Raw genomic sequence first — 14502 nt, 5'->3', positions numbered from 1 at the left:
AAGGCTGCACCGTTGTCCCCCAGCCACCGCTGGGAGGGTGCCCCCAGGCAGGCGGGAATCGTGAGGATCTTCGGGAAGGTACGGCATCGGCCCTCCGCCTCGTGGCGGCAGGCCACCGACCGCGCGTTCACGCTGATCGGCGACGGGCGGTACGAGGACGCGGGCGCGCTCCTGACGAGAGCGGCGGACCTGGAGCCCTGGCTGTCCGAGTCCTGGTTCAATCTGGCCCTGCTGCACAAGTTCCGGCACGACTGGGAGCAGGCACGGGCCGCCGGACTGCGCGCCGTGGCCCTGCTGGACCGGGAGACCGGCGCCCCGGACTGGTGGAACGTCGGCATCGCCGCGACCGCGCTGCAGGACTGGCCGCTGGCCCGGCGGGCCTGGCAGGCGTACGGGCTGAAGGTGCCCGGCGACGCGCACGGCGCGGGCGGCAAGGGCAGCGGCGAACCGGTCGGCATGGAGCTCGGCAGCGCCGCCGTGCGGCTCTCGCCGGAGGGCGAGGCCGAGGTGGTCTGGGGGCGCCGGCTGGACCCGGCCCGGCTGGAGGTCCTGTCGATCCCGCTGCCGTCCTCCGGGCGGCGCTGGGGCGAGGTCGTGCTCCACGACGGGGTCCCGCACGGCGAGCGGGTCACCGCGGCCGGCCCCTCGTACCCCGTCTTCGACGAGATCGAGCTGTGGGCGCCGTCGCCGGTGCCGACCTGGGTGGTGCTGCTGGAGGCGGCCACCGAGGCGGACCGTGACGCGCTGGAGCAGCTGGCCTCGGACGCGGGCTTCGCCGCCGAGGACTGGTCCTCGTCGGTGCGGCTGCTGTGCCGGACCTGCTCGGAGAGCGAGATGCCGAGCGACGAGGGCGACGGCGAGCACCTGGATCCGCACGACCACAGCGAGCCGGGGCACCCCGGACCGCTGGGGCACCGTACGGCCGGCTCCGGCTCCCTGTGGGTGCCCGAGCGCGAATGCGGCATCGCGGCGCCGGCCGGGCTGGTGCGCGGACTGCTCGACGGCTGGGTCGCGGACAGCCCGGAGACCCGTGAGTGGCGGGATCTCGAAGAAGTCTGCTGAGCCGGGCCGTAGGCTGTACGGGCACATCGGTGGCCATTGGCGACCACCGGTGACTTGGACTTACGGAAGGCGTACGGCGGACATGTCGCAGCAGGAGAACGAGGTTGTCGAGGTCGTGAACGACGGGTACGTCGTGGACACGGAGGACTGTGCGGAGCGCGAGCTCGCCCACCGTGAGCGCGGCACCGCCCGCCCGATCACCGTCGTCGGCAACCCGGTCCTGCACAGCGAGTGCAAGGACGTCACCGAGTTCGGCGGCGAGCTGGCGCAGCTGATCGACGACATGTTCGCCAGCCAGAAGGCCGCCGAGGGCGTGGGCCTCGCCGCGAACCAGATCGGCGTGGACGCGAAGGTCTTCGTCTACGACTGCCCGGACGACGACGGGGTGCGCCACACCGGCGTCGTCGTCAACCCGAAGCTCGTCGAGCTGCCCGCGGGCACCCGGGTGCTGGACGACTCGAACGAGGGCTGCCTGTCGGTCCCGACGGCGTACGCCTCGCTGGCCCGCCCGGACTACGCCGAGGTCGAGGGCCAGGACGCCCAGGGCAACCCGATCAAGGTGCGCGGCACCGGCTACTTCGCCCGCTGCCTCCAGCACGAGACGGACCACCTGTACGGCTACCTCTACATCGACCGCCTCTCGAAGCGGGACCGCAAGGACGCCCTGCGGCAGATGGAAGAGGGCACCCCGCGCTACGAGACCGTCCCCAACGCGTAGCCCCTCGGCCGGCTAGGCGGCCTGCGGGCCCCGGAAGGCGCGCCGGAAGGAATTCGGCGTGGTGCCCAGGGTCCGCAGGAAGTGGTGGCGCAGGGCGGCCGCGTTGCCGAAGCCGGAACGGCCGGCGATGGCGTCCACCGTCTCGTCGGTCGACTCCAGCAGTTCCTGGGCCAGCAGGACCCGCTGCCGCAGCACCCACTTGTACGGGGTGGTGCCGGTCTCCTGGAGGAAGCGGCGGGCGAAGGTGCGCGGTGACATGTGCGCGCGCTCCGCGAGCTGCTCGACGGTGATCTCCTCCTCCAGGTGGCGGGCCATCCACTCGATCACCTCGCCCACGGTGTCGCAGGAGGTGCGCGGCAGCGGCCGCTCGATGTACTGGGCCTGCCCGCCGTCCCGGTGGGGCGGTACGACCATCCGCCGCGCGATGGTGTTGGCCACCTCGGCCCCGTGCTCCTGGCGGACGAGGTGCAGGCAGGCGTCGATGCCGGAGGCGGTGCCGGCGGACGTGATCACCGGGCCCGCGTCCACGTAGAGCACGTCCGGGTCGACCAGCGCCCGCGGGAAGCGCCCGGCCAGCGTCGCGGCGTGCATCCAGTGCGTGGTGCAGTGCCGGCCGTCCAGCAGCCCCGCCGCCCCGAGCACGTAGGCGCCGCTGCACACGCTGAGCACCCGCGCTCCCCGGTCCACCCCGCGGCGCAGCGCCTCCAGCAGCGGTTCCGGGAACGTACGGTTGCCCGCGTCGCGGAAGGCGGGCACGCAGATCAGGTCGGCGCTCTCCAGCCGCTCCAGCCCGTGTTCGGGCGAGACCGTGAAGCCGGTGCCGGACATGGCCAGCGGACCTTCCTGCGCCGCGCACACGGCGAAGTCGTACACGGGCAGTCCGTGATCGCTGCGGTCGATTCCGAAGACTTCGCAGAAGATCCCGAACTCGAAGGGGGCGATCTCGTCGAGGAGGGCCACGGCCACGTTGGTCAGCATGACTCCAGTGTGGCAGTAATTCGCTCTTTCATGACAGTCCTGCCACTGTGCGAGTTTTCCCGGCGGGAGGACAGTAGAGACATGAACACGTTCCTGAGCTACCTCACCGTCCTTGCCTTCGCCACGCTGCTGCTCGCCCCCAGCCTGTACGGGATCCTGCGCGACCGCCGGATCGACCGGCAGCTGCGGGCCGTCGAGACCCGGCTCGTGTGGCTGCCGCGCCAGAAGGCGGGCGGCATGCCGCCCACCGTCCGCCGGCCCCGCGCCCGGCACGCCGGGATGCACTGGGGCCCGGTCGCCCACTGAGCCGGGGCGACCGTGCACACGGGCAGCAGCCGGACGATCGGGCGCCGGAAACGCGAGAAGCCGGGACGCGGTGGTGATACCGCATCCCGGCTTCGCGGCGTTACCGCGTCCAGGCCGGGGACCCCGGAGGACCGGGGACCCTAGAAGTCCTCGTCCAGGTCGACCGTGCCCTCGACCGCGACCTGGTAGGCCGACGGACGGCGCTCGAAGAAGTTGGTCAGCTCCTGGACGCCCTGCAGCTCCATGAAGGAGAACGGGTTCTGCGAGCCGTACACGGGGGCGAAGCCGAGGCGGACCAGACGCTGGTCCGCGACGCACTCCAGGTACTCGCGCATCGACTCGGTGTTCATGCCCGGCAGACCGTCGCCGCACAGGTCGCGGCCGAACTGCAGCTCCGCCTCCACGGCCTCCTTGAGCATGTCGGTGACCTGCTGCTGGAGGGCGTCGTCGAAGAGCTCCGGCTCCTCCTTGCGGACCGTGTCCACGACCTCGAAGGCGAAGTTCATGTGCATGGTCTCGTCACGGAACACCCAGTTGGTGCCGGTGGCCAGGCCGTGCAGCAGGCCGCGCGAGCGGAACCAGTACACGTACGCGAAGGCGCCGTAGAAGAACAGGCCCTCGATGCACGCGGCGAAGCAGATCAGGTTCAGCAGGAAGCGGCGGCGGTCGGCCTTCGACTCCAGCCGGTCGATCTTCTCGACCGAGTCCATCCACTTGAAGCAGAACTGCGCCTTCTCGCGGATGGACGGGATCTCCTCGACCGCGTCGAACGCGGCCGCCCGGTCGTCCGGATCGGGCAGGTAGGTGTCGAGCAGCGTCAGGTAGAACTGGACGTGCACGGCCTCCTCGAACAGCTGGCGCGACAGGTACAGGCGCGCCTCCGGGGAGTTGATGTGCTTGTAGAGCGTCAGCACCAGGTTGTTCGAGACGATCGAGTCACCCGTCGCGAAGAACGCGACCAGGCGGCCGATCATGTGCTGCTCGGCCGGCGTGAGCTTCGCGAGGTCCGCGACGTCCGAGTGGAGGTCGACCTCCTCCACCGTCCACGTGTTCTTGATCGCGTCCCGGTAGCGCTCGTAGAAGTCCGGGTAGCGCATCGGGCGCAGCGTGAGCTCGAAGCCCGGGTCCAGGAGGTTCTTGTTGTCGGTGGAGCTCATTACTGGCAGGCCTCGCAGGACTCGGGGTTCTCAAGGGAGCAGGCCAGGGCGTCGGCGTCGACGGCCTGCGGAAGCGGGGTGGCGGCGGCCGGAACGGCGGACGCGGACGCGGCGCGGGCGATCTTCGTCGCGGGGCGCGAGCGCAGGTAGTACGTGGTCTTCAGACCCTGCTTCCAGGCGTACGCGTACATCGAGCTGAGCTTGCCGATGGTGGGCGTCTCCAGGAACAGGTTCAGCGACTGCGACTGGTCCAGGAACGGCGTACGGGCCGCCGCCATGTCGATCAGACCGCGCTGCGGGATCTCCCACGCCGTGCGGTACAGCTCGCGGACCTCGGCCGGGATCCAGCCGAAGCCCTGGACGGAGCCGGAGGATTCGCGCAGCGCCTCGCGGGTCTGGGCGTCCCACACGCCGAGCGCCTTCAGCTCCTCCACCAGGTAGCCGTTCACCTGGAGGAACTCACCGCTGAGCGTCTCGCGCTTGAAGAGGTTGGAGACCTGCGGCTCGATGCACTCGTACACGCCGGCGATCGAGGCGATGGTGGCCGTCGGGGCGATGGCGAGGAGCAGGGAGTTGCGCATGCCGGACTTCGCGACCCGGGCGCGCAGCGCGTCCCAGCGCTCCGGCCAGTTCAGCTCCACGTCGTAGTGGTCCGGGTGCAGGACGCCGCGCGCGGTGCGGGTCTGCTCCCAGGCCGGCAGCGGGCCGCTGCGCTCGGCCAGGTCGCACGAGGCCTCGTACGCCGCGAGCATGATGCGCTCGGAGAGCTTGGTGGAGAGGGCCTTCGCCTCGGGGGAGTCGAAGGGCAGCTTCAGCTTGAAGAAGACGTCCTGGAGGCCCATCGCGCCCAGGCCCACCGGGCGCCAGCGGGCGTTGGAGCGGCCGGCCTGCTCGGTCGGGTAGAAGTTGATGTCCACCACGCGGTCGAGGAAGGTCACGGCGGTGCGGACGGTCTCGTCCATCCGCTCCCAGTCGATCTCGCCGTCGACGACGAAGGCGCCGAGGTTGACCGAGCCGAGGTTGCAGACGGCCGTCTCGCCGTCGTTGGTGACCTCGATGATCTCGGTGCACAGGTTCGAGGAGTGCACGACCGTGCCCGGCTCGGCGGTCTGGTTCGCCGTGCGGTTGGAGGCGTCCTTGAAGGTCATCCAGCCCTGACCGGTCTGCGCGAGGGTGCGCATCATCCGGCCGTACAGGTCGCGGGCGGGCATGGTCTTGCGGGCCAGGCCGTCCGCCTCGGCCTTGCGGTAGGCGGCGTCGAACTCGTCGCCCCACAGGTCGACGAGCTCGGGCACGTCGGCCGGGGAGAACAGCGACCACTCGGCGTCCGCGTTCACGCGGCGCATGAACTCGTCCGGGACCCAGTGGGCGAGGTTCAGGTTGTGCGTACGGCGCTGGTCCTCACCGGTGTTGTCGCGGAGCTCCAGGAACTCCTCGATGTCCGCGTGCCAGGTCTCCAGGTAGACGGCGGCGGCGCCCTTGCGGCGGCCGCCCTGGTTCACGGCGGCGACGGAGGCGTCGAGGGTCTTCAGGAACGGCACGATGCCGTTGGAGTGGCCGTTGGTGCCGCGGATCAGGGAACCCCGGGCGCGGATGCGGGAGTACGACAGGCCGATGCCGCCCGCGTGCTTCGACAGGCGCGCCACCTGGTGGTAGCGGTCGTAGATCGAGTCGAGCTCGTCCAGCGGGGAGTCCAGCAGGTAGCAGGAGGACATCTGCGGGTGCCGGGTGCCGGAGTTGAAGAGGGTGGGGGAGGAGGGCAGGTAGTCGAGGCGGCTCATCAGCCGGTACAGCGAGGCCACTTCCTCGAGGGCCTGGACGCTCTCGTCCGCGGCGAGGCCACAGGCCACGCGCAGCATGAAGTACTGCGGGGTCTCGATGACCTGACGGGTGATCGGGTGGCGCAGCAGGTAGCGGCTGTGCAGGGTGCGCAGGCCGAAGAAGCCGAAGCGGTCGTCGGCGCCCTCGGCGAGGGTCAGCTCGACGAGCGAGTCGAGCCGGCTCGCGTGCGTACGGACGAACTCGGCCGTGCGGTCGGCGATGAGGCCCTCGCGGTGGCCGACCTCGACGGAGGCCGAGAAGGAGGTGGAGCCCTGGCTCGCGGCCTCGTCGCGCACGGCCAGCGTCAGCAGCCGGGCGGCGAGCTTCGAGTACGCGGGGTCCTCGGAGATCAGACCGGCGGCGGCCTCGGTGGCCAGCCCGCGGAGTTCGGCCTCGTCGGCGGCGGAGCTGCGGCCGCGGAGCGCGGCGGCGGCGACGCGCCCGGGGTCGGTGTCGGGGAGGTCCGCCGTCAGTTCGGTGAGGGTACGCAGCAGCGTGGCCCCCGGGCCCTCGGTGTTGTCGCCAGAAACGGACTCGGCGCGCGGTGCGGAAGGCGCGATGGTCACGGCGGGAGCTCTCCCTCGCTCGGCCCGGTCATCGGCGGAGCGGGGCGCGAGCGGGCGCATGCGGGCGTGGCGGGAACGCGTTCACACCGCATGGCGTCCACCGGCCCAACCGCGAGGCCCGGACGTGTCGGCACCCGGATCGGTCGAGCCGGGCGCGCTGTCGGCAGGTCATCGGACTTGGTGTCCGGTAGCCGGACACTTCATACCGTTGCGGGACAGTTCCGGATTCACACCGGATTCCCCTGCGGCGACAGCAGCCTTGAGCATACATGTGGGGGCGGCCGTATGCGGCAACCCCCACATGTAGTGTCGGCGTGGCTACAGCTTGAGTCGATACGCGAGGAGTGTCAGCCCCGGGATGGGCGCCCAGTCCCGCTCGGGAACGCGTACGAAGCCCAGTCGCGCGTAGATCCGGTGGGCGCCGGCCATGCTGTGCTGGGTCGAGAGCACGAGGCCCGTGACCCCCTCGATGGCCCGCGCCCGCTCGATGCACGCCCGCACCAACGCCTCGCCGGCGCCCTGTCCGCGCCCCTCGTGGGCGACGGCGAGCATCCGGAACTCCGCCTCGTCCGGGGCGGCGATGTCGGCGAGCGGACTGCCGGGCGCGGCGAAGGTCACCCCGCCCAGCACCCGCCCGTCCCGCTCGGCGACGAGCACCTCGGCCAGGGCGGCCCGGCCGGCGACGTCGCGCAGCACGTTCAGGTACGCGTCGTCCTCGTTGAAGTCCAGGTGCCCGTCGGCGAGGTAGGCCCGGGCGGTGATCTCACCCAGCTCCGCGAACTCGGCGGGCAGCGCCGTTCTGATGACCATGTCCATGCGGTCGAGTGTGCAGGACGGTGCCGGTGCCCGGCGCCATCGCTGATCGACCGCGCCAGGTCCGAGGTCTCGGTCCGCGCTGAGGAACGACGAAGGGCCCCGCCGTTTTGCACGGCGGGGCCCTTCGTTCCCGTCAGCAGCAGCGGAAGCCCTCGCGGGGGTCCGCCTCGCGGGCGTCCGTACGGGCGCGTTCGAAGGCGCGGCGGGTGAGGACCTCCGCGTCCGGGTCGTGGGAGCGGGCGTGGGCCACGTACCGGTCGTACGCGGCCTCCCCCGAGAACTCCCGTACGTAGAACCGGGCCCTGGCCAGCACGCTCCGTACGGTGCTCACGCCACCGGCTCCTTGACCTGCCCGCCGCCGGAATCGCGGTCCGCCGCGGCGAGCTCCGCCCGCTCCTCGGCCGTCGCGATCAGTCCGGCCGGGGCGACGATCTTCGACTCGGTCCACGGGACCTCGGAGAGGGTCGCCGACCCCGGGTCGCGGACGGCCTTCAGGCAGGTCCGGGCGGCGTCCGCGAGGACCACGATGATCAGGACGGCGAAGAAGGCGCACAGCACGCCGTCGACCGTGGCGTTGGTGACCACGGTGTGCATGTCGTCCATGTTCTTCGCCGGCGCCAGGACCTTGTCGGCGTCGATCCCGGCCTGGTACTTGTCGCGCTGGGCGAAGAAGCCGACCTTCACGTCCTCGGAGAAGATCTTCTGGTAGCTCGCGGTGAGGGTCACCGTGGCGTCCCAGACCAGCGGGACACCCGTCACCCAGGCCCACTTGAGCCGCCCGGACTTGACCAGCAGCGTGGTGCAGACGGCCAGCGCGACCGCGGCGAGCAGCTGGTTCGCGATGCCGAAGAGCGGGAAGAGCTGGTTGATGCCGCCGAGCGGGTCCTTGATGCCGACCCACAGGAAGTAGCCCCAGCCGCCGACGACGATCGCGCTCGCGAACCACACGCCGGGCTTCCAGCTGACGTCCTTGAAGGACTTGTGCACGTTGCCGAGGGTGTCCTGGAGCATGAACCGGCCCACGCGGGTACCCGCGTCGAGCGTCGTCAGGATGAACAGCGCCTCGAACATGATCGCGAAGTGGTACCAGAACGCCTTCATGCCCGCGCCGCCGATCACGGCGGAGAAGATCTCCGACATTCCGAGTGCGAAGGTCGGCGCGCCGCCCGTACGGGAGAGCAGGCTGGCTTCCTCGACGTCCTTGGCCGCCTGGGTGAGCGCCTCGGGCGAGATGGCGAAGCCGAAGTTCGTCACCGCCTGGGAGGCGGACTCGACGGTGGTGCCGATGACGCCGCCGGGGGAGTTGACGGCGAAGAAGAGGCCGGGCTCGATGATGCAGGCCGCGATGATCGCCATGACGGCCACGAAGGACTCGGTCAGCATCGCGCCGTAGCCGATCATGCGGACCTGGGTCTCCTTCTGGATCATCTTCGGGGTGGTTCCCGAGGAGACCAGGGCGTGGAAGCCGGAGAGCGCGCCGCAGGCGATGGTGATGAAGACGAAGGGGAACATCGACCCGGCGAAGACCGGTCCGTCGCCGCTCGCCGCGAAGTCGGTGACCGAGGGCATCTTCAGGGTCGGCATCGCGATGACCACGCCGAGCGCGAGGAGCGCGATGGTGCCGACCTTCATGAAGGTGGAGAGGTAGTCGCGGGGCGCGAGCAGCATCCACACCGGCAGGACCGACGCCAGGAAGCCGTACACGACCATCCAGATGACCAGCGTCTCCTTCTCCAGGGTGAAGGTGCCGGCGAAGGAGGACTCGGCGACCCAGCCGCCCGCGACGATGGCGAGCAGGAGCAGCGCGACGCCGATGACGGAGACCTCGGTGACCCGGCCCGGCCGCAGCACGCGCAGGTAGAAGCCCATGAAGACGGCGATCGGGATGGTCATGCCGATGGAGAAGACGCCCCAGGGCGAGTGCGCCAGGGCGTTGACGATGACCAGGGCCAGCACCGCCAGCAGGATGATCATGATGGCGAACACGGCGACCAGGGCGGCGGCCCCGCCGACGGGGCCGATCTCGTCCCGGGCCATCTGGCCGAGCGAACGCCCGTCGCGGCGGGTGGAGAAGAAGAGGGTGACCATGTCCTGGACGGCCCCGGCGAAGATGACGCCCGCGACGATCCAGATCGTGCCCGGCAGGTAGCCCATCTGCGCGGCGAGCACGGGTCCGACGAGCGGGCCGGCGCCGGCGACGGCGGCGAAGTGGTGGCCGAAGAGGACCCGGCGGTCGGTGGGGTGGAAGTCGACACCGTTGTCGAGGCGTTCGGCGGGGGTGGCCCGGGTGGCGTCGACCTTCAGCACGCGGTCCGCGATGAAGCGCGCGTAGAAGCGGTAGGCGATGGCGTACGAGCCCAGTGCGGCGGCCAGCAGCCACGCCGCGGAGATCTCCTCGCCGCGGGAGAGCGCGAGCACGCCCCAGCCGATGGCGCCGACGAGTCCGACGAGCACCCACACGGCGATGGACTTGGGAGAGGGCGAGCCGGGCCCGGTGGTGCCCGGACTCGCCGCATCCCGTTCTGTCCCTGTTGCTTCCGGTTCAGGCATGACCTCGTCCCCTCGTCGATCATCTGCGTAAGGGCAGGGAATCTACGGGGGATTGCCCGGTGAGCGTAAGGGTCCGTCCGCATTCCGGTATGTGAAGGAATTCGGTAGGCCGGGGTCCGGCGGGCGGGGCCGGACGGGCTCGGGCGGGGGCCGAACGTACGAGGTCAGACGGCGGGGCGCTTGAGCCGGGCGACGAACTTGTACCGGTCGCCGCGGTACACCGACCGCACCCATTCCACCGGTTCCCCGTCGGCGTCCAGGGAGTGCCGCGACAGCATCAGCATCGGCAGGCCGACGTCCGTGCCGAGCAGCCCGGCCTCGCGCGGGGTGGCCAGCGAGGTCTCGATCGTCTCCTCGGCCTCGGCCAGGTGGACGTCGTAGACCTCGGCGAGGGCCGTGTACAGGGAGGTGTACTTGGCGAGCGAACGGCGCAGCGCGGGGAAGCGCTTGGCCGACAGGTGTGTGGTCTCGATGGCCATCGGCTCGCCGCTGGCCAGGCGCAGCCGCTCGATGCGCAGCACCCGTCCGCCGGTGGTGATCTTGAGCAGTCCGGCGAGGGTGTCGTCGGCCGTCACGTAGCCGATGTCGAGGAGCTGGGAGGTCGGTTCCAGCCCCTGGGCCCGCATGTCCTCCGTGTACGAGGTCAGTTGGAGCGCCTGGGAGACCTTGGGCTTGGCGACGAAGGTGCCTTTGCCCTGGATCCGCTCCAGTCGTCCCTCTACGACCAGTTCCTGGAGGGCCTGCCGGACGGTGGTCCGCGAGGTGTCGAATTCGGCCGCGAGCGTGCGCTCCGGCGGCACCGGGGTGCCGGGCGGCAGCGTCTCGGTCATGTCGAGCAAGTGCCGCTTGAGTCGGTAGTACTTGGGAACACGCGCCGTACGGGTGGCTGCCCCGCCGTCCGGCTCCGTGGTCGCCCCTTCGGTGGCCATCGCCGCCCGCCTTCCCGACTCCAGTTTCGCTGCCGTCACCGGCTCCTCCGATATGTGCGGTCACATCGTGACACGAGTGGGGGGACAGGCCTTCTCTCTCCCCAGGTGTCGGTCCGATAACGGACCGGGCACCCGCTCATTAGACCCTTGACACCCCTAAAGGTCTAGGCCAAGCTCCAGCTACTGGTCTAAACCAATATGGATCAGATCCCGGCCCCACGGCAGTACTTCGCGTATGTCACCGCGGCGGGCGAGGGAAGTGCAGGCAGGCATCCCTGAGGAGGGTGGCGTGAAGCGCAAGCTCATCGCGGCGGTCAGTGTCGCGGGCATGATGGTCGGAGTCGCGGCGTGCGGCAACGGCGGCGACGACAAGGCGAAGACCGACGCGGGTGGCGCCAAGGAGATCACCGTCTGGGTGATGGACGGCTCCGCTCCCAAGGCCTGGATCGACGAGGTCAACAAGGAGTTCTCGGCCAAGCACCCCGGTGTCACGGTCAAGGTCGAAGAGCAGAAGTGGACCGGCATCCAGGAGAAGGTCACCACGGCCCTCTCCGAGAACAACCCGCCGGACGTCCTTGAGCTCGGCAACACGCAGACCGCCGGCTACGCGGTCACCGGCGGGCTCGCCGACCTGACGAAGGACAAGGCCAAGCTCGGCGCCGACGCCTGGCAGAAGAGCATGCTCGCCTCGGCCGAGATCGACGGCAAGCTCTACTCCGCGCCGTGGTACGCCGCGAACCGCGTCGTCATCTACGACAAGAAGGCCTACGAGAAGGCCGGCGTCACCCCGCCGAAGACCCGCGACGAGTGGATCGCCGGTCTGGAGAAGCTGAAGGCGGCCGACCCGGCCTCGCAGCCGATCTACCTGCCCGGCCAGAGCTGGTACGTCCTCGCGGGCTTCGTCTGGGACGAGGGCGGCGACCTCGCCGTCAAGGACGGCGCCAAGTGGAAGGGCGGACTGGGAACCCCGCAGGCTGCTTCCGCCGTGGAGTTCTACAAGAAGCTCCAGTCCTTCTCCACCGCCCCCAAGGACAAGGACGAGGCCAACCCGCAGCAGTCCACCGACATCGTTCCCAAGGGCGGCATCTCCTCCTGGATCGGTCTCGGCTGGGAGGCCGGCGGCGCCGAGAAGGCCCTGAAGGACGCGGGCAAGGAGGCCGACTTCGGCTACTTCCCGATCCCGGGCAAGACCGCGGACAAGACCAGCACCGTCTTCCTCGGCGGCTCGAACCTCGCGATCGCCGAGCGCTCCAAGAACAAGGAGCTCGCCAAGGAGTGGCTGGCCCTCGCCGCAGGCAAGGACCAGATGACCAAGTACGCCGCCGAGACCAAGGGCGCCCTGCTGCCGAACCAGGCCGGCGCGAACTTCACCCCGGCCGCCGGCTCCTTCGCCGAGGCCATGGGCAAGGCCGGCGTCAACGGCAAGATCACCCCGGTCACCGCGGGCTGGGCGAACGTCGAGACCGAGCCGAACCCCATCAAGGAGTTCATGACCAAGGTCCTGAACGGTGAGGACGCCGCCAAGGCGGGCGCGGACGCGGACAAGGAAATCGCGAACCGCATCAACAAGTAGTCCCACCCCGCAGTTCCCGCACCACCCAGCAGTGTGATCGCACCGGGGGCACGGCAGGCGCCACGCCGCCTGCCGTGCCCCCGGTCGCGCATTTGACTCCACAGTCAACCGCGAGGAAGCCACGCCATGACCGTGCACTCCCAGGGAGCGATGACCGCCGCTCCACAGGACGCACCACAGAAGTCCGCCGGACGGCCCGAGAAGTCCGCGCCCCCGACCGGTCCCGGTCCCACGTCTCCTCGCGGAGGCAGAAAATCGCTCCCCTCGGGGTGGCTGCCCTACCTGCTGGTCGCGCCGGCGGTGCTCGCCCTCGCGACACTGCTGCTGTACCCGCTGATCAAGAACGTGATCCTGTCCTTCCAGGACATCAACAAGATCGAGTTCATCCAGCGGAAGTACCCCTTCGCGGGGTTCTCCAACTACACCGAGCTGATCGGTGACGCGGACTTCTGGACCGTGGTCGTCCGCAGCTTCGCCTTCACCGCCGCCAACGTCGCACTGATCATGGTGCTCGGCAGCCTCATCGGCATCCTGCTGAACCGGCTCGGCAAGAAGATGCGCCTGGTCCTCTCGATGGCGCTGGTGATGGCCTGGGCCATGCCGATCGTCGCCTCCGTGCAGGTCTTCAAGTGGCTGTTCGACGAGCAGTTCGGCGTCATGAACTGGGTGATGCGCACCGCCGGCTTCGCCGGATACGAGCAGCACAACTGGATGCAGACGGGCCTCTCGACCCTGACGATCGTCACCGTCCTGGTGGTCTGGGGCTCCATCCCCTTCGTCGCCCTCAACATGTACGCCGGACTGACCACGGTCGGCGCCGAGCTGTACGAGGCCGCCCGGATGGACGGCGCCAACGGCTGGCAGACCTTCTGGAAGATCGTCTTCCCGAATCTCAAGCCGTTCTTCCTCATCACCACGTTCCTCGAGGTGATCTGGGTGTTCAAGGCATTCACCCAGGTCTACGCGATGAACAAGGGCGGCCCCGACCGCGCCTCCGAGATCCTCCCGGTCTTCGCCTACGTCGAGGGCCAGAGCCAGGCCCACTACGGCCTCGCCGCCGCGATCTCCGTCCTGACGATCCTCATCCTCGTGGTCGTCATGTCCTTCTACTTCCGCCTGATCCTGAAGCAGGAGGAGGAGCAGTGAGCAGCAGCACCACCACCACCGCGCCGAAGCCCGCGCAGCAGCTCCGCAAGCGCCGGCCGGTCCGCCCCGCCGCCGTCGCCAAGAACCTCGGCGCGCTCCTCCTCGCCCTGGTCTTCGTCTTCCCCGTGTACTGGATGTTCTCCTCGGCCCTCAAGCCGTCGAGCCAGATGCTCACGAAGGACCCGGTCTTCGTCTTCACCCCGACGCTCGACAACTTCACCAAGGCCACCGGGGTCTCCAACTTCTGGACGTACGTCACCAACAGCGTCCTCGTCACCGTCGGCGCCGTCGCGCTGGCCCTGCTCGTCGCCCTCGCCGCGAGCTTCGCCATCGCCCGCATGAGGTTCAAGGGCCGCAAGGGCCTCGTCCTCACCGTGATGATGGCCCAGATGGCCCCCTGGGAGGTCATGGTCATCGCGATGTACATGATCGCCCGCGACGGCGAGATGCTGAACAGCCTCCCGCTGCTCACCGCGATCTACTTCGTGATGATCCTCCCCTTCACCATCTGGACCCTGCGCGGCTTCATCGCCGCCGTCCCGGTGACCCTGGAGGAGGCGGCCCAGATCGACGGCTGCACCCGCGGCCAGGCCTTCCGCAAGGTGATCTTCCCGCTGCTGGCCCCCGGCCTGATGTCCACCTCGCTCTTCGGCTTCATCACGGCCTGGAACGAGTTCGCCATGGTCCTGATCCTCAACAAGGACAAGAGCGCGCAGACCCTGCCGCTGTGGCTGACCGAGTTCATGTCGGCCTTCGGCAACGACTGGGGCGCCACCATGGCCGCGTCCTCGCTCTTCGCGGTCCCGGTCCTGCTCATCTTCATCTTCCTCCAGCGCAAGGCCGTCGGCGGCATGACCGCCGGCGCCGTGAAGGGATAACG

Annotated in this window: 13 protein-coding genes and 1 riboswitch; of the genes, 6 read left to right on the top strand and 7 right to left on the bottom strand. The window is 69.7% G+C overall.

The window, feature by feature from the left end:
* Positions 1-60 precede the first annotated feature (60 nt).
* A complete protein-coding gene (locus tag ACIPYQ_RS21230; RefSeq protein WP_401253271.1) occupies positions 61-1062 on the top strand; it encodes a tetratricopeptide repeat protein in 1002 nt (333 codons plus the stop codon).
* An 82-nt stretch (positions 1063-1144) separates the two neighbouring features.
* A complete protein-coding gene (gene def, locus ACIPYQ_RS21225; protein WP_401253268.1) occupies positions 1145-1780 on the top strand; it encodes a peptide deformylase in 636 nt (211 codons plus the stop codon).
* Positions 1781-1792: 12 nt separating this feature from the next.
* Here def and ACIPYQ_RS21220 read toward each other — a convergent pair whose 3' ends face one another.
* Positions 1793-2758: a helix-turn-helix domain-containing protein gene (locus ACIPYQ_RS21220; protein WP_401253265.1), complete on the bottom strand. Its 966-nt coding sequence runs from the start codon at positions 2756-2758 to the stop codon at positions 1793-1795.
* A gap of 81 nt (positions 2759-2839) precedes the next feature.
* Here ACIPYQ_RS21220 and ACIPYQ_RS21215 point away from each other — a divergent pair, with 81 nt between their 5' ends.
* The gene (locus ACIPYQ_RS21215; protein WP_361753021.1) at positions 2840-3064 is read left to right on the top strand and encodes a hypothetical protein; all 225 of its coding nucleotides are present in this window, start codon (positions 2840-2842) and stop codon (positions 3062-3064) included.
* Positions 3065-3204: 140 nt separating this feature from the next.
* On the opposite strand, the gene ACIPYQ_RS21210 is transcribed toward ACIPYQ_RS21215, so the two are convergent.
* From ACIPYQ_RS21210 to ACIPYQ_RS21185, 6 genes are all read right to left on the bottom strand, one after another.
* Positions 3205-4221: a ribonucleotide-diphosphate reductase subunit beta gene (locus ACIPYQ_RS21210; protein ID WP_361753023.1), complete on the bottom strand. Its 1017-nt coding sequence runs from the start codon at positions 4219-4221 to the stop codon at positions 3205-3207.
* Positions 4221-6608, bottom strand: coding sequence for a ribonucleoside-diphosphate reductase subunit alpha (locus ACIPYQ_RS21205; protein WP_401253261.1), 2388 nt, complete (start codon positions 6606-6608; stop codon positions 4221-4223). The genes ACIPYQ_RS21210 and ACIPYQ_RS21205 overlap by 1 nt, the downstream gene beginning before the upstream one ends.
* A 144-nt stretch (positions 6609-6752) precedes the next feature.
* Positions 6753-6885, bottom strand: a riboswitch (cobalamin riboswitch).
* 41 nt (positions 6886-6926) lie between these two features.
* On the bottom strand, positions 6927-7424 hold the full coding sequence (locus ACIPYQ_RS21200; protein WP_401253258.1) for a GNAT family N-acetyltransferase: 498 nt from the start codon (positions 7422-7424) through the stop codon (positions 6927-6929).
* A 133-nt stretch (positions 7425-7557) separates the two neighbouring features.
* Positions 7558-7755: a YbdD/YjiX family protein gene (locus ACIPYQ_RS21195; RefSeq protein ID WP_030016682.1), complete on the bottom strand. Its 198-nt coding sequence runs from the start codon at positions 7753-7755 to the stop codon at positions 7558-7560.
* Positions 7752-9974, bottom strand: coding sequence for a carbon starvation CstA family protein (locus tag ACIPYQ_RS21190; RefSeq protein WP_401253254.1), 2223 nt, complete (start codon positions 9972-9974; stop codon positions 7752-7754). The genes ACIPYQ_RS21195 and ACIPYQ_RS21190 overlap by 4 nt, the downstream gene beginning before the upstream one ends.
* A gap of 164 nt (positions 9975-10138) precedes the next feature.
* Positions 10139-10903, bottom strand: coding sequence for a GntR family transcriptional regulator (locus tag ACIPYQ_RS21185; RefSeq protein ID WP_030709888.1), 765 nt, complete (start codon positions 10901-10903; stop codon positions 10139-10141).
* Positions 10904-11192: 289 nt separating this feature from the next.
* Between ACIPYQ_RS21185 and ACIPYQ_RS21180 the strand changes: the two genes are divergently transcribed.
* The 3 genes from ACIPYQ_RS21180 to ACIPYQ_RS21170 all read left to right on the top strand — a co-directional run bounded on the left by ACIPYQ_RS21180 (position 11193) and on the right by ACIPYQ_RS21170 (position 14500).
* Positions 11193-12476 carry an extracellular solute-binding protein gene (locus ACIPYQ_RS21180; protein ID WP_401253251.1) on the top strand — a complete coding sequence of 428 codons (1284 nt, stop codon included), beginning with the start codon at positions 11193-11195 and terminating at the stop codon, positions 12474-12476.
* A gap of 126 nt (positions 12477-12602) precedes the next feature.
* Positions 12603-13622: a sugar ABC transporter permease gene (locus ACIPYQ_RS21175; RefSeq protein ID WP_361753035.1), complete on the top strand. Its 1020-nt coding sequence runs from the start codon at positions 12603-12605 to the stop codon at positions 13620-13622.
* Positions 13619-14500, top strand: a complete 882-nt coding sequence (locus ACIPYQ_RS21170; RefSeq protein WP_401253247.1) for a carbohydrate ABC transporter permease — start codon at positions 13619-13621, stop codon at positions 14498-14500. Before ACIPYQ_RS21175 ends, ACIPYQ_RS21170 begins: the two co-directional genes overlap by 4 nt.
* The last annotated feature ends 2 nt before the right edge of the window (positions 14501-14502 follow it).

The sequence above is a fragment of the Streptomyces sp. NPDC090045 genome (genome assembly GCF_044747975.1).
Lineage (GTDB): Bacteria > Actinomycetota > Actinomycetes > Streptomycetales > Streptomycetaceae > Streptomyces.
Note: the sequence above shows the minus strand (reverse complement) of the source record. Positions and strands in the feature narration are given on the sequence as shown.